Source organism: Zoogloea sp. (assembly GCF_041914405.1).
Taxonomy (GTDB): Bacteria; Pseudomonadota; Gammaproteobacteria; order Burkholderiales; family Rhodocyclaceae; genus Zoogloea.
In genome coordinates this window covers 20,761-40,970 of sequence record NZ_JAYSDK010000006.1, presented here as the reverse complement: position 1 = coordinate 40,970, position 20,210 = coordinate 20,761, and the positions used below count along the sequence as shown (strand labels likewise).

The 20,210-nt window shown below is 62.2% G+C and carries 17 protein-coding genes; 13 read left to right on the top strand and 4 right to left on the bottom strand.

From position 1 onward, the window contains the following. Positions 1-380: 380 nt before the first annotated feature. Positions 381-1,301, bottom strand: coding sequence for a LysR substrate-binding domain-containing protein (locus ACE3RX_RS05230; protein WP_374481037.1), 921 nt, complete (start codon positions 1,299-1,301; stop codon positions 381-383). A gap of 95 nt (positions 1,302-1,396) precedes the next feature. On the opposite strand from ACE3RX_RS05230, the gene ACE3RX_RS05225 reads away from it, so the two are divergent. The 5 genes from ACE3RX_RS05225 to ACE3RX_RS05205 all read left to right on the top strand — a co-directional run bounded on the left by ACE3RX_RS05225 (position 1,397) and on the right by ACE3RX_RS05205 (position 5,267). After that, positions 1,397-2,641 carry an MFS transporter gene (locus ACE3RX_RS05225; RefSeq protein ID WP_374481269.1) on the top strand — a complete coding sequence of 415 codons (1,245 nt, stop codon included), beginning with the start codon at positions 1,397-1,399 and terminating at the stop codon, positions 2,639-2,641. Next, a complete protein-coding gene (locus ACE3RX_RS05220) occupies positions 2,638-3,069 on the top strand; it encodes a PaaI family thioesterase (protein ID WP_374481035.1) in 432 nt (143 codons plus the stop codon). The genes ACE3RX_RS05225 and ACE3RX_RS05220 overlap by 4 nt, the downstream gene beginning before the upstream one ends. A gap of 15 nt (positions 3,070-3,084) precedes the next feature. Beyond that, positions 3,085-3,537, top strand: a complete 453-nt coding sequence (locus tag ACE3RX_RS05215; RefSeq protein ID WP_374481033.1) for a MaoC family dehydratase — start codon at positions 3,085-3,087, stop codon at positions 3,535-3,537. Positions 3,538-3,648: 111 nt separating this feature from the next. Next, positions 3,649-4,032 carry a tautomerase family protein gene (locus ACE3RX_RS05210; protein WP_374481031.1) on the top strand — a complete coding sequence of 128 codons (384 nt, stop codon included), beginning with the start codon at positions 3,649-3,651 and terminating at the stop codon, positions 4,030-4,032. 227 nt (positions 4,033-4,259) lie between these two features. Then, the gene (locus ACE3RX_RS05205; RefSeq protein ID WP_374481029.1) at positions 4,260-5,267 is read left to right on the top strand and encodes an aldo/keto reductase; all 1,008 of its coding nucleotides are present in this window, start codon (positions 4,260-4,262) and stop codon (positions 5,265-5,267) included. Positions 5,268-5,631: 364 nt separating this feature from the next. On the opposite strand, the gene ACE3RX_RS05200 is transcribed toward ACE3RX_RS05205, so the two are convergent. Genes ACE3RX_RS05200 through ACE3RX_RS05190 form a run of 3 tightly spaced genes read right to left on the bottom strand, consistent with a single transcriptional unit; the run spans position 5,632 to position 8,386 of the window. Next, a complete protein-coding gene (locus ACE3RX_RS05200) occupies positions 5,632-6,420 on the bottom strand; it encodes an SDR family NAD(P)-dependent oxidoreductase (RefSeq protein ID WP_374481027.1) in 789 nt (262 codons plus the stop codon). A 31-nt stretch (positions 6,421-6,451) separates the two neighbouring features. Then, positions 6,452-7,471 (bottom strand): NADP-dependent oxidoreductase, encoded by a 1,020-nt coding sequence (locus ACE3RX_RS05195; RefSeq protein ID WP_374481025.1) that lies wholly within the window; start codon positions 7,469-7,471, stop codon positions 6,452-6,454. A gap of 39 nt (positions 7,472-7,510) precedes the next feature. Beyond that, complete coding sequence (locus ACE3RX_RS05190; RefSeq protein WP_374481023.1) at positions 7,511-8,386, bottom strand: alpha/beta fold hydrolase; 876 nt, start codon at positions 8,384-8,386, stop codon at positions 7,511-7,513. Positions 8,387-8,490: 104 nt separating this feature from the next. On the opposite strand from ACE3RX_RS05190, the gene ACE3RX_RS05185 reads away from it, so the two are divergent. The 8 genes from ACE3RX_RS05185 (at position 8,491) to ACE3RX_RS05150 (ending at position 20,199) form a co-directional block, all read left to right on the top strand. Further along, a complete protein-coding gene (locus tag ACE3RX_RS05185) occupies positions 8,491-8,934 on the top strand; it encodes a winged helix-turn-helix transcriptional regulator (protein ID WP_374481021.1) in 444 nt (147 codons plus the stop codon). 1,067 nt (positions 8,935-10,001) lie between these two features. Then, positions 10,002-10,394, top strand: coding sequence for a hypothetical protein (locus ACE3RX_RS05180; RefSeq protein WP_374481019.1), 393 nt, complete (start codon positions 10,002-10,004; stop codon positions 10,392-10,394). 251 nt (positions 10,395-10,645) lie between these two features. Next, positions 10,646-12,793, top strand: a complete 2,148-nt coding sequence (locus ACE3RX_RS05175) for a hydantoinase/oxoprolinase family protein (protein ID WP_374481017.1) — start codon at positions 10,646-10,648, stop codon at positions 12,791-12,793. 91 nt (positions 12,794-12,884) lie between these two features. Beyond that, the gene (locus tag ACE3RX_RS05170) at positions 12,885-15,209 is read left to right on the top strand and encodes a hydantoinase B/oxoprolinase family protein (protein ID WP_374481015.1); all 2,325 of its coding nucleotides are present in this window, start codon (positions 12,885-12,887) and stop codon (positions 15,207-15,209) included. Positions 15,210-15,232: 23 nt separating this feature from the next. Continuing rightward, complete coding sequence (locus tag ACE3RX_RS05165) at positions 15,233-15,736, top strand: acetone carboxylase subunit gamma (protein WP_374481013.1); 504 nt, start codon at positions 15,233-15,235, stop codon at positions 15,734-15,736. A 513-nt stretch (positions 15,737-16,249) separates the two neighbouring features. Next, positions 16,250-18,232, top strand: coding sequence for a sigma-54-dependent Fis family transcriptional regulator (locus ACE3RX_RS05160; protein ID WP_374481011.1), 1,983 nt, complete (start codon positions 16,250-16,252; stop codon positions 18,230-18,232). 128 nt (positions 18,233-18,360) lie between these two features. Beyond that, entirely contained in the window at positions 18,361-19,203 is an 843-nt protein-coding gene (locus ACE3RX_RS05155) for a hypothetical protein (protein ID WP_374481009.1), read from the top strand. Positions 19,204-19,230: 27 nt separating this feature from the next. After that, positions 19,231-20,199: a metallophosphoesterase gene (locus tag ACE3RX_RS05150; RefSeq protein WP_374481007.1), complete on the top strand. Its 969-nt coding sequence runs from the start codon at positions 19,231-19,233 to the stop codon at positions 20,197-20,199. Positions 20,200-20,210 lie beyond the last annotated feature (11 nt).

Below are 20,210 nucleotides of genomic sequence, written 5' to 3'. Positions count from 1 at the left end.
GAGTCAGGACCCGAGTCTAGGGAGGAGTCGCGATGCACCAAACCAATAAAAATGGCTTTGTATATTCCTGGGAGTGCAATACCGACTGAGGAGACAGATTTGTGCGTTATATAGCCTCCATGCTTCCAAGTGGATGCAATCAGCTCGGCCCGGACGCTTGGGTCACCTCAGGCCGGTAAGGACATAGTGGTTGCCATGCAGACCCTTGACGTCTACGTTCAAGGTCAGCATTTCGGCCTTTGCAGCCGTTGGCAGCCTCTATAAATAATGGCTGCTCTGCAATATAGAGCAGCCATTTGAAATTTGAGGTTTGGAACGCCTGCTCGCCAGTTCCTTCTGGGTCCTTTTTTCAAAACGCTATCCCCTTCGGGGAGGCTGCATTACAGATCTGAGTCAGTCGAAACCCCAGCTTTGGCATATTTCGCTGCCTCTTCAATCAGCCACTGCTTTACGCGCATGGCTGCCTGACTGGGTGTTGTCTTGCTGGGGTGAACCACGTAGTAGCCATTCTCAAGTTTGAGGCAACAGTCAAACGGTTTAATCAAAGCCCGACTGGCAACTTCTGCTTCGGTTAGGTAAGGACTGGCCAGAACTACCCCATTCCCTCGTTTTGCGGCTTCTATAGCCAGCAGAGACTGGTCGAAGTGCATGCGAGGAATCCTAGTGATGGCTTCCCTATCCAGTTGACTGAACTGTTTGAACCATTGCTCCCAATAGGGCTGCGTGGTAGTTACCAGCAAGTTTGCTCTCACTAAATCCTCCGGCACGCTTAAACACATTGCAGCAGCGTATTCCTGTGTGCAGTACGCCTGAGCCTCATCCTTAAAGAGCAAGCTTGCATCCAAATTTGCGCCTTTTCCGTTGAAATGGCGAATCGCCAAATCAACCACCTCGCGCTCGAAATCGACTGTTTCAACCGATGCTTTGAGATGAAGTTCGATGTCCGGGTGCTGGGTCACCAAGTTAGCCATTCTGCTCGTGAACCACTTGGCAGCAAAGCTGGGTGTCATGGACAGCGACACGGCCATGCTGCGACTGCGCTTGAGTCGGCTACTGGCATCCGCAATCTGGGCGAGTGGCTGTTGGATCTTCTGCCAGTAACCGGTAGCTGCATCCGTGGGGTGCACTTGTCGCACCTGCCGGATGAAAAGCGACATGCCCAGCCATTCCTCAAGTTTCTGGATTTGCTGGCCAATTGCGCCCGGCGTCACGCACAGCTCATCCGCAGCAAGAGAAAAACTCTTGTTTCGCATGACAGCATCGAAGGCGACTAGCGCCTTGAGGGGTGGGTACGAAGCCATGGCATAGATTTTCTATCTCATAAAGCATGATAACTGGTTTGTCGCAGTAGCGTTAATTGAACACAATCCAACCATTGCTTGATGTGTTGGAAATGATGTTTAACTCAATTCGACGCCCCGAAGCACTGTCCATAACCCTGGCTGCGGCCGGCATTCTCATGGTGACCATGGGTACCCGGCAATCCTTCGGACTCTTTGTCAGCCCCATCAACAGTTCGACCGGCATGGGCGTCGCCACCATTAGCCTGGCGCTAGCCATCGGACAATTCACCTGGGGAGCGATCCAGCCGATTGCAGGGGCTGTGGCAGACCGCTACGGACCCAGGCTGGTGTTGCAAGCTGCCTTGCTAACGCTCGCCATCGGTTGTGCCATTACGCCTTTCATCGACAACGGTTTCGGTCTGGCGATTGCCTTGGGCATCATGGCTTCCATGGGCTCGGGCGCCGGCAGTTTCTCCGTACTGATTGGTGCTGCCGCCCAACGCTTGCCATTCGAGTCACGCGGAACAGCCTCCGGGGTTATCAACGCGGGCGGCTCCTTCGGCCAATTCATCTTTGCACCGCTCCTGCAAAAGCTGATTCAGAGCATGGGCTGGATGGGCGCGATGTGGGCGATGGCCGTGGCGACCTTGGCTGCGTTTCCGTTGGTCGGAAAACTGACAGGACCAACGACGGCAGCGTCCCAGCACGCCGACGATTCGAAACTGGGGCCAGCAATCCTGGTGGCGCTCAAGAACCCGAGCTACGGGCTGCTACATGTTGGTTTTTTCACCTGTGGGTTTCACATTGCCTTCCTGGTGACCCACCTGCCCGGCGAAGTGAATCTGTGCGGCCTGCCGCCCAGTGTGGCTAGCTGGTCACTGGCCATCATCGGCCTGGCGAATGTATTCGGCAGCCTGTATGCCGGTTCGTGCGTAGCCCGTTATCGCAGCAAGTATGTCCTGGCAGTCATGTACGCCTCGCGGGCCTTGCTGATCGCCTGGTATCTGTGGATGCCGCGCACCGAATGGACTTACTACCTGTTTGCTGCCGGATTGGGTTTCACATGGTTGGCGACCGTTCCTCCCACCGCAGCCATTGTTGGGAAACTTTTTGGGACGCGCTATCTGGCGACCTTGTTCGGGCTAACGCTGCTATCGCATCAGATTGGCGGTTTCCTTGGTGCCTGGTTGGGCGGCCTCACGATTTCGCGGTTTGGTGACTTCTCTTGGATGTGGTATGCCGATATGGCCCTTGCCTCCCTCGCCGCCCTGGTCAATTTGCCCGTCAAGGAAGCCCCGATCGGCAAATCTCTCATACCCCCCCAATCGTCATTGGCGACAGATAAAGGAAGATCATGAGCATTTTGCGCGAGGAGGTAAGCCCGAAGTCCCTGAACCGGGATAGCAGGGAATGCCTGCCGGGGTTTCTGGGTGTCGAAATGGTGGAAGTAAAGCAGGGCGTGATGACCAGTCGCATGGCGGTCAAGCCTTTGCACGGCGCCATCAACGGTTTCCTGCACGCAGCCAGCGTCGTGGCATTGGCCGATACCACCTGCGGCAATGCCACGATTGCTCACCTGCCTGCCGGTGCCCAGTCCTTTACGACGGTCGAACTGAAGAGTAACCACCTCAGCACGGTGAGAGACGGCGTAATTGCCTGTACCGCGACCGCTCAGCATCTTGGCAAGACAACGCAGGTCTGGGATGCCGTCGTGACGGATGAAGTGACGGGCAGGAAACTGGCGCTGTTTCGTTGCACCCAGATGATTCTCTGGCTGAAAGCTTGATTGGCGGGAAACGACATGAAAGAGATTTACCACCTCGACGACCTGCGTGTCGGTCAACGCTTTGGTTCCGGAAGCCACGTGATGGATGAGGAAGAAATCAAGCAGTTTGCTGCCGAGTATGACCCACAACCTTTCCATCTGAACAATGAGGCTGCGTCCAAATCCTTCTTTCAAGGACTGGCAGCGAGCGGCTGGCATACGGCTGCTGTGACGATGCGACTGTTCGTTAAAGGTGAATTCAAGCCGGCTGGTGGCGTCATAGGCGCTGGTTTGGATGCTCTCCAATGGCACCAGCCTGTACGCCCCGGTGATGAGCTTTCTGTTGAAACAGAGATTCTTGAGGTTCGCCCATCGAAATCCAGACCGGAACAAGGCATGGTTAAGACTCGCGTGACGACATATAACCAGCGAAACGAACCGGTTCAGACCTTTGTGGCAAACCTTTTGGTCAAGCGATTCGTGCCTTGACGTGGCGAGGCATCGGCATGCAGCAGGCCGGTATAGGCCAGCAAACTGACGCCACGGTCCCCTGAAATGCCCCCAGCAGGTCCCTATTTAAGAACTTTAAAGGAGAGATCGATGCCCCTCGTTCGTATAGACATCAAAAGAAACCCTGACGCGTCCTACGCCAAAAGGCTGGGCAAGGTTGTTTACGATTCAATGAAGGCTGCCATTAACGTCCCTGACCAAGATAACTTTCAGATTCTGACGGAGCACGACGACGACCACTTCGTCTACGACCCCACCTATCTCGGGATAAAACGAAGTGATGGGCTGGTGTTTATCCAAATAACGCTCAATGAGGGACGATCGACGGACCAGAAGAAACTGCTCTACAAGACAATTGCGGAAGGGCTAAATCGAGAAGCGGGCGTTCGGCTGGATGATGTTTTCATAAATCTGATCGAGGTTAAAAAAGAGAATTGGTCTTTCGGTGGTGGAGTTGCCCAGTACGCAACCTGATTTTTAGGCGGGCTGAAGGCAATAAATCTTTGTTGCTGGCGTGTGGGCGGAGATATTGCCCCTCTCACCGCTGGCCGACGAACCCCTCGCGGTATGCCGCGACAAGATATTGGCCTCACGGAATAAGTCCACATCAGAAATCGCGCCTGTGTGCGAACCCGGCGCTTGAAGACTACGGCGGTCGTCGCAGTCGATCCCAAACACATACGTTACCAACGGAGCAGAACATGGAATACACCGCATTCGGCAAGACCGGCCTGCGTGTGTCGCAAGTCGCATTGGGTACGGGCAACTTCGGCACTGGCTGGGGGTATGGGGCCGACCCGGATGTTGCTGAAGCTGTCTTCAACGCCTATGCCGAGGCAGGCGGCAACTTCATCGACACGGCGGATGCCTATCAGTTCGGCCAGGCCGAGGAACTGCTCGGGACGCTCCTGAAAGGACGACGCGAGGATTTCGTCCTGGCCACCAAGTTCACCAATGGCGCCACGCCCAATGCCAACCGGCTGGTAACCGGCAATAGCCGCAAGGCACTGGTCGCGTCCGTGGAGGCCAGCCTCAAGCGCCTCAAAACTGACCGGATTGATATCTACTGGGCGCATCGTCCCGATGGCGTAACACCCATCGAAGAGATCGTCCGCGGTTTCGAGGATCTGGCGCGTGCGGGCAAGATCCTCTATGCGGGCTTGTCAAATTTCCCCGCCTGGCGCCTTGCCCGTGCAGTCACCCTGGCCGAATTGACCCACGCGGTACCCATCGCGGCGGCGCAGTTCGAACACAGTCTGGTCTGCCGTGAGCCGGAGGCCGATCTGTTCCCCGCGTCGCTCGCACTGGGTCTTGGCATCGTGACCTGGTCACCACTGGGCGGCGGTATGCTGACCGGCAAGTATCGGCAGGGAGAAAAGGGTCGGGCCGAAGGCTTCGGCGGGCGGGTCTTCCAGCCCGAGAATTCGGCCCAGCGTACGCAGATCCTGGACACCGTGCTCGCCATTGCAGGCGAACTTGGCGTCAGCGCCAGTCAAGTCGCCATTGCCTGGGCCGGGACGCACGGCGCCGTACCGATCATCGGGCCGCGTTCGCAGACCCAGCTCAGTGACAACCTCGGCGCGCTGACGCTCTCCCTGTCGGCCGAGCAGCTCGCTCGCCTAGACAGCGTGAGCAGCTTGAAGTCTTCGGCACAGGCAAGAAGCCCCATTCCTTGGGCTGCAGGCAACGCCGCCCAGACCGTAGCGTGAGCCTTCTGTATTTTGAAATCGCTCTGATATGCACAGTCGTCCATATGCGGCGGTTGGCTAAGTCAGCCTGCAATGAGGGCCTGACTGACGACTATTAAGGATGGGCAGGCGGTCGCTACCCGCTTGCCCACAGGGAGCCAAGTCACCGACTTGCTGGTGTCGATGACTGTACCGGTCACTTCGGGACCTAGCAAGGAGGGCGTCGGAGACGGGGCGGAATGGTCGTCGCCGCATCGGCGCCTTGTATTGACCCAGTAAAACCCTGCTTAGGGTGTTAACCAGCCGACCGAGTTAGCCGGATGCTCTAGTAATGACGATCATGATTGAATTTCATTGGATTCTTTGAATTGAGAAGTGTGCGGACTCAGGCTTGCGGCCGATAGCGCTCTGCGGCGCGGGCTTGCCGGAGGTCCGCCATCAGACCCTGGCGGGCGCCATCCAGCGCGTCCCAGCGCTCGGCGACGTGCAGCGGCGGGATGGTGACCAGTTCGCGGCGGTCGAAGCCGACCAGCGCCGCATCGACCAGTTCCTCCACTTCCATCACCTCGGGCAGGGTGTTGACGTCCACGCCACCCTTTTTCCAGATCTCGGTACGGGTCGCCGCCGGCAGTACGGCCTGCACGTAAACGCCCTTGGGCGCCAGTTCGACATTGAGGCCCTGCGACAGGAAGAGCACGAAGGCCTTGCTGGCGCCGTAGATCGACATGCCGAATTCGGGCGCGAAACCGATCACCGAGCCGATATTGACGATGGCGCCGCTACCGGATTGCGCCAGGCGCGGTGCGACCGCCGCCGCGAGCCGCGTCACCGCGGTGGTGTTGAGCGCGATTAGGCTTTCGATGCCCTCGGCGGTCTGTTCGAGGAAGCCCTTGGGTTGAGGCATGCCGGCGTTGTTGATCAGGATGCCGATCCGGGCGTCGTTGCGCAGACGGGTTTCGAGCGCGGACAGATCGTCGGACTTGGTCAGGTCCGCCGGCAACACGTCGACAGCCACCTTGTATTCCGCGCGCAGGCGGGCGGCCAGGGCCTCCAGGCGCGCCTTGTCGCGCGCCACGAGGACGAGGTCGTGGCCACGGCGGGCGAAGCGTTCGGCGTAGGTGGCGCCGATGCCGCTGGAGGCGCCGGTGATCAGCACGGTGGGAAGGGTTTGCATGGGAGTTTTCCTTGGTTGGGGTTGTTGGGGGTTAAACATGGAGGGGCGGTTGATTCATCCTGACGACGACCTTGCCCTTGGCGCGGCCCTGGGCCAGGTAGTCGAGAGCTTCCTTGGCCCGCTCGAAAGGAAACACCTTGTCGATCACGGGCCGGATGCGCTCTGTTTCGAGCAGCTTGCCGATCTCGGCCAGTTGGGCGCCATCGGGGCGCACAAAGAGGAAGCAGTAGGCGACGTCCTGCTTCTTCGCCAGGCGCATGATCTTGCGGCTCATCAAGCCGAAGACGAGCTTGATGACGAAGTTAAGGCGTCGCGCCCGCGCGAACGCGGCGTCGAGCGGCCCGACGAGCGACACGATCCGGCCGCCCGGCTTAAGGATGCCGACGGATTTCTCGATCGCATCGCCCTTTACGGTGCCCAGCACAGCGTCGTAGCCGCGCAGCACTTGCTCGAACTCCTGCTTCTTGTAATCGACCACCTCGTCGGCGCCAAGGCGGCGGACTAGGTCAATGTTGCCCGTGCTGGTCGTGGTTCCCACCTTGGCCCCAAGCTGCTTGGCCAGCTGGATCGCAAAGGTGCCTATGCCACCGGAGCCTGCCGGAATGAACAGTTTCTGGCCCGTCCGAAGATCAAGACGTTCCTTCAGCGCCTGCCAGGAGGTCAGACCGACCATGGGGATCGAGGCGGCCTGGACGAAGTCCAGATTGGCCGGCTTCGGCGCGGCAGCGTGCTCCGGCACGACGGCGAATTCGGCGATGGCACCGATGCCGAGATCGAAAATGTTGGCGAAGATGGCATCGCCCGGCTTGAAGCGCGTTACGCGGCTGCCGACTTCAACCACCACGCCGGCCAGATCGCTCCCGAGCGTGGCCGGCAACTGGAAATGCAGGACCGGCTTGAACATCCCGGTCGGGATCATGTTGTCGACCGGGTTCACGCCGGCGGCGTGGACTTGCACCAACAGTTCGTCGGCCTTCGGCGTAGGCCGGGGCACATCGGCAAAGCCGATGTCGGGCGACTTGCCATAGCGTTTGAAGGTGAGGGCTTTCATGGTTTGGCTTTTCATCAGAGGGCTTTCGTTCTTGTTCGATCAGTTAGCAAGGAAATCCAGGACCTCTGACACAAAGGCATGGTGGTGCTGAAAGACGCCACCGTGTCCAGAATCCGGATAGATCGTCAGCTTGGCATTGGGCAGACGGCGCGCCATTTCGGCCGATAGGCTGCTGGCGACCATCAGGTCGTGGTCGCCATTGGCGACGAGAACCGGTTGGGTGATGCGCGAGAGATCATCGGGCTCGCTCAGTCCCGCGGTCTTGATGGCTTCCAGTTGGGCACGCCGGGCCTGCAAGGAAATGGGCTGGTCACGGTCCCTGGTCCGCTCCTTAAGTGCGGCGAAGTAATCTCGCGCGGAGCGCTTGCCTTCCGGCGTGCGGGGGAAGAACAGGAAATTCCTGGCGTCACTCCAGGTCAAGGCCGCCTTGATGTAGGCAAGGATGGCGACCTTGGTGACCTCTTCGATCCCGCCACCACCCTTTGGCCCCGTTCCGGCGAGAATCATCCGGCGCACGAGTTTGGGCGCCTGCAGCGCAACCATTTGTGCCACGCCCCCGCCTAAAGAGAAGCCGAACAGGTCGACCTGCTGGTGCCCCAAGGCCCGAATGAAGGTGATGGCGTCCCGCCCCATCTCTTCGATTGTGTGCGGTACCGAACCGCCCGAGGCACCGACACCGCGGTTGTCGAAAGCGATGACCCGACGTTGCGCGGCGATACCGTCGATCACCCGCGGGTCCCAATCATCGAGTACCGCCATCAGATGGTGAAGAAAGACCACCGGCACACCGGAGCTCGGGCCGAGTTCCCGATAGACGAAGGGCGCGCCACCCACGTCAATGCTGCGAGTCGGTACATCTTTCCATTTCACGCTACTCATCTTTCGCTCCTCAACGTCGGCGGAGAAATCGTTCATCAATCACGGCGCCAGATAGGCTGGATCACCGGTTGCCAAAGTGTTACTATCAAATTGAAACGAACGATACTATCAATTTGAAAGTAAGTCACTACCAAAACGGTATGAACGACGAAAATATTTCCAAAGACGCATGCCCGATCGCTCGCAGCCTGACTTTTGCGGGTGACGCGTGGAGCCTGCTGATCCTGCGCGACGCGCACGCCGGCCTGACGCGCTTCGACCAGTTCCGGAAAAGCCTGGGCATCGCCCCGACCATGCTGACCCGACGGCTGGCGACGTTGACAGAGGAGGGATTACTGGAAAAGCGACGCTACTCGGAGCACCCACCGCGCGAGGAATATCTGCTGACCGCGGCCGGTCGCGATTTTCTGCCGGTGCTGTTCATGATTGGTGCCTGGGGGCGTCAATACCGGGGAGGTGGCAAGCTGGTTCGGTTTTTCGACGCTGAAAACGGAACAGAGATCAAAGCCGTAGCAGTGGATGAAGTCACCGGGGCCAAGATCGGGACTCGACCGATACGCACGGTCATGCCAGATGAAAGCTAATAGATGATTTGACAGGTCAGATGTCGACTGACAGGTCCGGTTCATCTTGCCAAGCTTGCCACCAAGAACATCCAATGGCAGAAGAGGCGACGTATCGGCGGTTGGGAGCGGCCGCTGCATTTTCTTACCTGCCTTTCAGCAGGCGAAGGCCTGAAGGTTTGTAACGGGCACGGAGTACGCGTTCGCTGGAAGGTAATGCTGCCGTTTAGGACTGGACGGCAGGTAAGCGACAGATTGCTGCCTGATTCTGGGCATTCGGCCAATGACCGGATTGGCCGATGACCTGCCCCAGGCACCCACCACTACTCCGTATTAATGTCTCGCCCCCGGCCCTCCCCTTAAACTCCATTCAGACCGACAAGCACGCGTAAGCTTGCATATAGCGCCGCTCAGGATGCGTCGGCCGAACGACTGGAAAAATCCATTGAAATGCCGGGTCCAGAAATCGCCCCAGGTCCCCAAGCAGCGGAATCATGTACTCAAGTCCCGGCGTACTGCCGCTTCTGCCCGTCCACAGACACACATTCTCACTGCGCACTTCGTACTGCTGAAGTCACATTTCATGTTGCGTGGCCAACATTCGATCTGGCGACGTGAACATGGAATGCTGGTTCATTCCCATACGATGTTGGGCTGCGCACATTATTATCTCTTGGGCATGAAGCCACATATTGCGGTGGCAACTTTGGATATTGGCCTACCAATATTGGGATAGCCCATCGCCACATTGAATGTCGCGCAAGCACTATCCCATGTGACGGCAGCAACATTGATTGTTCACCGCGCATGCCCGTATGTCGCCAAAGGCATATTGACTGAGCGGCTGCGCACATGGCACCCATCGGCAGTCCCAATCAAACAGCCGGACGCAACATATGCCCCGCCGCGTGGATCAAAGGCATTGCAGTCCTCCTTTGTCAGCCAAGCAGGCATCCACCATGAAGCCTCTGCCCTCCCTCTTCTTGAGCGCTACCCTCGCCGCTCTTCTCTCCGCCTGCGTCGGTCCGCGCTTTCCGGCGCATGCCACAAGCGTCGGTGAACTGGTTGCCCGCCTCGGTCCCCCCGCAATGTGCTGGCCGGAGGACAGCGGTGGCGAGCGGCTGGCCTTCACCACGGCGCCGATGGGGATGCGGACGTGGATGGCCCTCACCGATGCGGGTGGCCGGGTGCGCAGCGTGGAAAACGTGCTCGACATGCCGCACTTCGCGCGCATCCAGCCGGGCATGGACGAAGAGGCGGTGATGCGCGAGATCGGGCCGCCCTACCCCCCGTGGACCGTGACGTACCCCGCCCGCAATGAGCGCGTGTGGGAATGGCGTTACTGCGATGTGTGGAGCGAGCCGGCGCGCTTCAACGTTCTGTTCGATGCCACCACGGGCAAGGTCCGCTCGACGATGAGCCTCACCGAGCGCCAGTCGCTCTATGGCAACGGCAGGCGCAGCGAGTGGTGTAGCCCCTAAGCCCCCTTCCTCGGCCGCGGTCCGGACGTCCGACTCCTGCACGAACGTCCGATTCCCGGTCGCCGATTTGTCCGCCGGCCTTTCCCCCTTGCCAGCGGCATTGAGTCTAAAACTCCTTTTCTTTCAGTCTTCTATCTCCTTTTTGCGCGATCTGGCACAACCGTTGCCCTATGTCTTGCGGGGACAGCGGCTCGCCCCGGGGTGCGGCGGAATGCGGCACCAGTCCAAACCAAGGAGACATGGAGACAACAATGGAAGTCCAACAATCACAAGTACAGGTGATGGGCATCGATGCCGGCGGCACGATGACCGACACCTTCTTCGTTCGGGCCGACGGACGTTTCGTCGTCGGCAAGGCGCAGAGCAATCCGGCCGACGAATCGCTGGCCATCTTCAACTCGTCGGAGGACGCCCTCGCCCACTGGAACCGCACGGTGGACGACGTTTATCCGGAACTGGCGACCTGCGTGTATTCCGGCACTGCGATGCTCAACCGCATCCTGATGCGCAAGGGCCTCGACGTGGGCCTGATCTGCAACAAGGGGTTCGAGCAGATCCATTCCATGGGCCGGGCGCTGCAGAGCTACCTGGGCTACGCGCTGGAAGACCGCATCCACCTCAACACCCACCGCTACGACGAGCCGCTGGTTCCGGTCTCCCGCACCCGTGGCGTGACCGAGCGGACCGACGTGCAGGGCAAGGTGGTCATCCCCCTGCGCGAGGACGAAGTCCGCCAGGCCACCCGCGAGCTGATCGCCGCCGGCGCGCAGGCCATCGTGATCTGCTTGTTGCAGTCCCACAAGAACGAGTCCAGCGAGACCCGCGCCCGCGACATCGCCCGGGAAGAGCTGGCCAAGCTGAAGGTGGACATCCCGGTCTTCGCGTCGGTGGATTACTACCCCTCGCGCAAGGAAAGCCACCGGATGAATACCACCATCCTGGAGGCCTACGGTGCCGAACCGTCCCGCCAGACCCTGAAGAAGGTCAGCGACCGCTTCAAGAAGCACGGCGCCAAGTTCGACCTGCGCGTGATGGCGACCCACGGCGGCACGATCAGCTGGAAAGCCAAGGAACTGGCCCGCACCATCGTCTCCGGCCCGATCGGTGGCGTCATCGGCTCCAAGCTGCTGGGTGAATACCTGGGCGACGAGAACATCGCCTGCTCGGACATCGGCGGCACCAGCTTCGACGTGGCCCTGATCACCAAGGGCAGCTTCGCGATCAAGTCCGATCCGGATATGGCCCGCCTGGTGCTGTCCCTGCCGCTGGTGGCGATGGACTCGGTGGGCGCCGGCGCCGGCAGCTTCGTGCGCCTCGACCCCTACAGCAAGTCGATCAAGCTCGGCCCGGACAGCGCCGGCTACCGGGTCGGCACCTGCTGGCCGGATAGCGGCCTGGATACGGTGTCGGTGTCCGACTGCCACGTGGTGCTCGGCTACCTCAACCCGGACAACTTCCTGGGCGGTGCGATCAAGCTGGACGTGCAGCGCGCCCGCGACCACATCAAGGCGCAGATCGCCGACCCACTCGGCCTGTCGGTGGAAGATGCCGCCGCCGGTGTCATCGAACTGCTCGACCTGACCCTGTCCGAGTACCTGCGCGCCAACATCAGCGCCAAGGGCTACAACCCGGCCGAGTTCACCTGCTTCTCCTACGGCGGAGCTGGCCCGGTGCACACCTACGGCTACACCGAGGGCGTCGGCTTCAAGGACGTGGTGGTGCCGGCCTGGGCGGCGGGCTTCTCGGCCTTCGGCTGCGCCTGCGCCGACTTCGAGTACCGCTACGACAAGTCGGTGGATCTCGGCGTCGCCCAGCTGGCCGACGACGACACCAAGGCGGCCGCGTGCCGGACGCTGCAGGACGCCTGGTCCGAACTGGCACTGAAGGTCATCGACGAGTTCGTGCTCAATGGCTACAAGGCCGAAGACGTGCTGCTGATCCCCGGCTACAAGATGCAGTACATGGGGCAGCTCAACGACCTGGAAATCGTCTCGCCGGTGACCAGCGCGGCCACCGCTGCCGACTGGAACCAGATCGTCGATGCCTTCGAGAACACCTACGGTCGCGTGTATGCCAGTTCGGCACGCTCGCCGGAGCTGGGCTTCTCGATCACCGGCGCGATCCTGCGCGGCACCGTGGTGACCCAGAAGCCGGTGCTGCCGGAAGACCCGGACGCCGGCCCCACGCCGCCGAAGGAAGCTTACCTGGGCACCCGCCCCTTCTACCGCCACAAGCGCTGGGTCGATGCCGCGCTGTGGAAGATGGAAAGCCTGAAGGCCGGCAACCACATCGTGGGCCCCGCCATCATCGAATCCGACGCGACCACCTTCGTGGTGCCCGACGGCTTCGCGACCACGATCGACAAGCACCGCCTGTTCCATCTGAAGGAAGTCCGGTAGCCGCATGGGCCGCCCCAAGGCTGCCGGCGCCCCCTCGGGGGACCGACGCCGACGGCATCTTGGGGGCTAACCACACTAAGGAGACAAGACAATGAACATGATGAACAAGAATGAGCTCGGCTTCGCCGACTTGCTGAAAAACGGCCAGACCCTGAAGCAGTTCCGCGACGGCATCATCGCGCGCACCCAGGCCAGCGGCTACTACAACGGTATCGAGAAGCTGGAGTTCCGCGACAGCGACCCGATCGGCTACGAAAAGCTGTTCTCCAAGCTGCGCGGCGGCCTGGTGCATGCCCGCGAAACGGCCAAGAAGATCGCCGCCAGTCCCATCGTCGAGCAGGAAGGCGAGCTGTGCTTCACGCTCTACAACGCCGCCGGCGACTGCGTCCTGACCTCCACCGGCATCATCATCCACGTGGGCACGATGGGCGCTGCGATCAAATACATGATCGAGAACAACTGGGAGGGCAATCCCGGCATCAACCCCGGCGACATGTTCACCACCAACGACTGCGCGATCGGCAACGTACACCCCTGCGACATCGCCACCATCGTGCCGATCTTCTGGGAAGGCAAGCTGATCGGCTGGGTCGGCGGCGTGACCCACGTGATCGACACCGGCTCGGTGACGCCGGGCTCCATGTCCACCGGCCAGACCCAGCGCTTCGGCGACGGCTACATGATCACCTGCCGCAAGACCGGCATCAACGACGAGCCGCTGCGCGACTGGCTGCACGAATCCCAGCGCTCGGTGCGCACGCCCAAGTACTGGATCCTCGACGAGAAGACCCGTATCGCCGGCTGCCACATGATCCGCGAGCTGGTGGAGGACGTGATCAAGGCCGACGGCATCGAGGCCTATGAGAAGTTCGCCTTCGAGGTCATCGAGGAAGGCCGCCGCGGCCTGATGAGCCGCATCAAGGCGATGACCCTGCCGGGCAAGTACCGCAAGGTGTCCTTCGTCGACGTGCCCTACAAGCACGAGGACGTGCAGGTCTCCAACGCCTTCGCCAAGCTCGACTCCATCATGCACTCCCCGTGCGAGATGACCATCAAGCCGGACGGCAAGTGGCGGCTAGACTTCGAGGGCGCGAGCCGCTGGGGCTGGCACACCTTCAACGCCCACCAGGTGGCCTTCACCTCGGGCATCTGGGTGATGATGTGCCAGACCCTCGTGCCGACCCAGCGCATCAACGACGGCGCCTACTTCGCCACCGAGTTCCGCCTGCCCAAGGGCACTTGGTGCAACCCGGACGACCGCCGCACCGGCCACGCCTACGCCTGGCACTTCCTGGTGTCTGGTTGGGCTGCGTTGTGGCGCGGCCTGTCCCAGTCCTACTTCAGCCGCGGCTACCTGGAAGAGGTCAACGCCGGCAACGCCAATACCTCTAACTGGCTGCAGGGCGGCGGTATCAACCAGGACGGCGAGATCCATGCGGTGAACAGCTTCGAAGCATCGAGCTGCGGCACCGGCGCCTGCGCGGTGAAGGACGGCCTGAACCACGCCGCGGCGATCTGGAACCCGGAAGGCGACATGGGCGACATCGAGATCTGGGAGATGGCCGAACCGCTCCTCTATCTCGGCCGCAACGTGAAGGCCAACTCCGGCGGCTATGGCAAATACCGTGGCGGCTGCGGCTTCGAGACCCTGCGCATGGTCTGGAACGCCCAGGACTGGACCATGTTCTTCATGGGCAACGGCTTCATGAACAGTGACTGGGGCCTGATGGGCGGCTACCCGTCCGCCACCGGCTACCGTTTTGAGGCCCACAAGACCGGGCTGGAGAACCGCATCGCCATCGGCGACAGCCTGCCGCTGGGCGGCGACCTCGATCCGTCCAACCCGGACTACGAGCGCCACCTGGACGCCACCGCCACGGTCAAGCGCGACAAGCAGTGCATCACCACCGAGGACTGCTACTCCAACCACGACCTCTACCTCAACTACCTGCGCGGCGGCCCCGGCTTCGGCGACCCCATCGACCGCGAGCCGAAGGCCATCGAGGCCGACCTCAACCAGAAGTTCCTGCTGCCCGAGTACGCCGAGAAGGTCTATGGCGCGGTGCTGACCCAGGACGCCAAGGGCGTGTTCACGGTCGATCCGGCCAAGACCCAGGCCCGCCGCGCCGAGATCCGCAAGGAACGCCTGGCCCGCGCACTGCCGACCCGCGAATGGATGAAGGAGGAGCGCGAACGCATCATCAACAAGCACGCCGCCACCCAGGTCCAGCACATGTTCGCCACCAGCTTCGCGCTGTCTGAGAAGTTCACCAAGCAGTTCAAGGACTTCTGGAGCCTGCCGGCCGAATGGCAACTGCTTGAGGAAGAGCTCGGCGTGCCCTCCTACGGCGCCAAGCACCGCATGGACCTGTCCATGCTCCCCGACGTCACCACCGTCGTCCAGGTCGAAGAGTAATCACGGAATCAAGGAGTCTGAACATGTCCAACTACACCAACGAACAGGTCGCCCACCTCGTCGAAGGCTCGCTCGACTGGGAAACCACCTTCCGCATGCTGTCCATGCCCAAGGACCACAGCCGCTTCAGCCAGTACCTGGCGGCCCTGCAGGCCAAGGTGAGCTTCCCGGACCGCATCGTGCTGCCCCTCGGCCCGCATCTGTATATCGTGCAGTCCGCCAAAACCAAGGAGTGGGTTACCCAGTGCGACTGCGGCCACGTCTTCTGCGACTACCGCGATAACTGGAAGCTGCACGCCAGCATCTACGTGCGCGACACCGAAGAGGCGATGACCGAGGTCTATCCGAAGCTGATGGCGCCGGACACCCAGTGGCAGGTGTATCGCGAGTACTACTGCCCGACCTGCGGCACCATGCACGACGTGGAAGCACCGACCCCGTGGTACCCGGTGATCCATGACTTCGAACCGGACATCGAGGCCTTCTACAAGGACTGGATGGGCCTGCCTGTACCGGAACGCGCTTAAGCAGGGTTGCAAGCGCTTTGCGGGGTTCGGCCGACGGCCGACCCCGCTTTTTTGCGTACGTCCGAACCTCGCCTCCTTGCGGATTGCTGCAGGCTTCGGTGGGGGCGAATTCATTCGCCCCTACGGGAGAAGCGGGCCCCAAAAACGAAAAGCTCATCCACACCCAGCCCATCCCCGGCCAACCGTCCGAGAATGAGACGTCTCCCCTCTCGAACGTCCGATTCTCGAACGGCCAGCATCCGCACTTCAAACAACATCCATGCGCCCCCCTTGCTGCACGGGGCTTGTACGTGATCGAGGCAGATGGCACCAGGTTTGCTAATCTCCAGATCGGACGTTCCATTTTTTTCATAAGCGTTTCCAGATCGGAGGCCTCACCCAGACCCATGCCATCCGTCCCGTCCGCGCGCAGAACCCACCCTTAAAACGGCCGCATCCATCGATAGCGGTCCGCCGCAAGCGGGACGAAACCAAAGGAGGAAGACGTGAGAAATGTGCAGCACGGAGGGACAAGTGTTCTCCAATCCGCATAACAACGCCGCCGTAATGGCCGCCTGGGAATCCTTCCTGAGCGGCGATGCAGCCCGCAATGACACCCTGCGCACCCTGGTGGACCGCTCCTGGCGACGCTGCCAGGACGCCCACGTAGACCCAGACCGCCGCTACGCCCCCGACCCGCTGCCCGAACATGCGCTGTACGCGCTGCGGGAGAGCAACAGCGAGCTGCTGGAAGCCGGCGCACCGGTGATGGCCTATGCGCGGGACTTCCTGGCCGAGAGCGGCACGATGATGCTGCTCGCCGACACCCAGTGCACCATCCTCACGATGGAGGGAGACACACCGACGGTCGGCACCGCCGAATCGATCCGCCTGATTCCCGGCGTCAACTGGAGCGAACGCATTTGCGGCACCAATGCCATCGGTACCGCACTGGCGGTCGGCCAGCCGGTGCAGATCCATTCGGCCGAGCACTTCTGCGCCGGCATCAAGCGGTGGACCTGTTCGGCTGCGGTGATCCGCCATCCCCAAGGTGGCGAAATCGTCGGCGTGATCGACGTCTCCGGCCTGTCTGAAAGCTACAGCCGCCAGAGCCTGGCCCTCGCCGTCACCACTGCCAGCCGCATCGAGAGCCGCCTCGGCGCGCGGGAGATGGAGCTGCGCTGCCGCCTGCTGGAGGGGGCAATGGGGCGCTGGGGCTCAAGTGCCGCCGACGGCCTGATCCTTTTCGACCGGCGTGGCGTGCCGGTCAAGATCAACGAGCACGCCGCCAGTGCCGTCATGGCGCGGGGCGGCGACATGGACCTGTCGGCCCCCGCTCGCCTGGCAGAGATGGCCCTCGGCGCCGACGGTCCGGTGGGCCCGCTGCCCGACTGGATGAACAACGACTGGCTGGTGCCGGTGACGAGCCATGGCCTGCGCCTCGGCACGCTGCTGATCATGCCCCTTGCCCGCGGTACCCGCCCGGCCTCAATCCAGCACGCAGCCCCAAGCTGTACTCCAACCGACAGCCCGGCCAAGGTGCGCAACTTCGCCTCCCTGGTCAGCCGCAACCCGACGCTACTGTCGGCCATCGACAAGGCGCGCCAGCTGGCCCGCTCGAAGGTGCCGGTGCTACTGCTCGGCGAAACCGGCGTCGGCAAGGAGGAGTTCGCCCGCGGCATCCACGAGGCCAGCCAGCGCGCCAGTGGCGCCTACGTGGCCCTCAACTGCGGCGGGCTGTCTCGGGAGCTGCTGGCCAGCGAGCTGTTCGGTTATGCGGAAGGCGCCTTCACCGGCGCGCGCAAGGGCGGCATGATGGGCAAGATCGAGGCCGCCGACGGGGGCACCCTGTTCCTTGACGAGATCGGCGAAATGCCCATCGACCTGCAACCGCATCTGCTGCGGGTGCTTGAGGAAGGCGAGATCCACCGCCTTGGCGAGAACAGCCCGCGCAAGGTGAATTTCCGCCTCGTCGCCGCCACCCACCGCAACCTGCGCGAGGAGGTCGCCGCCGGCCGCTTCCGCATGGACTTGTACTACCGCATCGCCGTCACGACGCTGCATCTGCCCCCACTACGCGAACGGCGGGAGGACATCCCGCTGCTGGTGGATCTGTTCCTCACCCGCTTCGCCGCCCAGCACAGCCTGCCCGAGCGCCCGCTCGGCATCGGCGTTCTGGAGCGCCTGCAGGCGTATCCGTGGCCGGGCAACGTGCGCGAGTTGCGCAACGCGGTGGAGAGCATGGTGCTCATGAGCGACGGCGCGGAGATCGGTGCCGAAGCCCTGCCGGCAGAGCTGTCGGACATCGAGCTGCCGCCGCCGACCGCCACCGGCAGTTCGCGGATCTGCAGCATTGCCGACGGCGAGCTGGAGCTGATCCGGCGCGCCATCGCCGCCACCGGCGGTAACCTCACCTGGGCCGCGCGCCAGCTCAACATCGCCAAGAGCACGCTCTACCTCAAGCTCAAGCGCTACGGGCTGGAGGTGGACCGGGAGCGCGCCCGCACGAGCGCCTGACGACAGGCTTGCAATCGGGGCGGATTGTGTAAAAAGCAGCCCGCCCCGGCACGGGCCGGACTAAAATCCGGCCGATGTTCGACTTGCCTCAATCCAGATCCTCGCGCGCCCTTCAGCTGGCGATCGCGATGTCCTTGCTGGTCCATGGCCTCCTGCTGCTGGTCAAGCTGAACCCGCCGGAGCAGGAGCGCGCCAACCCCAGACTGGAAGCCCGTCTCGCCCCGCCGCCGGCTCCCCGGGCCGATGTACGGCCGCGTCCCAAGGAACCGGTGAAGGTCGCCGAGGCCCAGCCGCGCAAGCCGCAGCAGGCGCAGAAGCCGAAGGCCAAGGCGTCCGAAAGCCGCCCGCGCATCCTCACCGCCCGCAAGTCCGACGCGCCCGCGGTCCGCAGCGCCGAGCCGACGCCGACCTGGAGCGTGGCCCAGAAGGAGGAGATGGACAACTTCCTCAATGATCTCGCCCGCGACGCGAAAAAGCCGCCCCCGCCGCCCCCGACCCTCGCCGAGCGGTCCCTGGCCATGGCCCGCGAGATTGGCCGCGAGCAGATGCGCGAGTCCCGCGGACGCAGTTCCAGCAGTCTGGAAGACCTGGTCGAGCGCATCCCCAACAGTCCGCCGGTGGATCCTTTCAGCCTCGAGTTCTACATGGACGCGCTGGTCAAGAAGCTCAACCGCAGCGCGGCCTTCGTGAAGAACGACCCGCGCACCCGCGGCATCCGCAACGCCTCCATCGAGGTGCGGCTGAACCCGGACGGCTCGCTGAAGAGCTTCAAGGTCGTCAATGCCGGCGACCAGCAGGACGAGATCGCCTTCGTAAAGTCGGTCGTGGAACGGGCGATCCCCTTTTCCGCCTTCCCGCCGGACATCGTGAAGTCCGCCAAGTCACTGGCGCTGATGATCTGCATCCAGCCGCCCAGCCTTGGTGGCGGCAGCTTCGGCTTCACGCGCCGCTCCGACGGCAGTGGCTGCTGAAACCCGCGCAATGTTCTAAGAGCCGGCATGGGCTACGACGTCATCGGCGATATCCACGGACAGGCCGACAAGCTCGAAGCCCTGCTGCGACACATGGGCTACCGCCTGCTCGGCGGCTTCTGGCGCCACCCCTCGCGTAACGCGGTGTTCGTCGGCGACTTCATCGACCGCGGCCCCCAGCAACTGCGCACTGTCCACATCGCCCGCGGCATGGTGGAAAACGGCGCGGCGCTGGCGGTAATGGGCAACCACGAACTCAACGCCATCGCCTGGCACACGCCGGACCCCATTCACCCCGGCGAATACCTGCGTCGCCACTACAGCACGCGCTGGGGGCACAAGAACCGCATCCAGCACCAGCGCTTCCTTGATGAAGTGGCCGGCGACCCTACCCTGCACGCCGAACTCATCGGTTGGTTCCGCACCCTGCCCCTGTGGCTGGAACTGCCGGGCATCCGTGTCGTGCACGCCTGCTGGCATCAGGGGTTGATGGACTGGCTGAACAGCACAGGCTATGTCGAGAAAGGCCGCCTGTTGCCGACCGCCCTCCCGGACGCCACCCGCGAACCCGACGATGACGCGGTGACGGATACGCCAGAACCCAGCCTTTTCCGCGCCGCCGAGATCCTCACCAAGGGGCTGGAGATTCCGCTGCCGAACGGCATCTCCTACCAGGACAAGGACGGCATCGCGCGCCACCGCGTACGCATCCGCTGGTGGGACCAGGACGCCAGCACCTGCCGGGGCGCGGCCCTCATGCAGGAGCAGCTGCGCAGCCAGCTGCCGGATATGCCTCTCCCCGCTTACGCCCGCATCGACGACCCGGACCCACGCCCGGTGTTCTTCGGCCATTACTGGATGACCGGGCAACCGCACATCCTCGCGCCCCACGCCGCCTGCGTCGATTACTCGGCCGGCAACGGCGGGCCGCTGGTAGCCTATCGATGGGACGGTGAAACCCGGCTGAGCGACGCACATTTCTGCCAAGTTTCCTGAGCTGGCTTGCA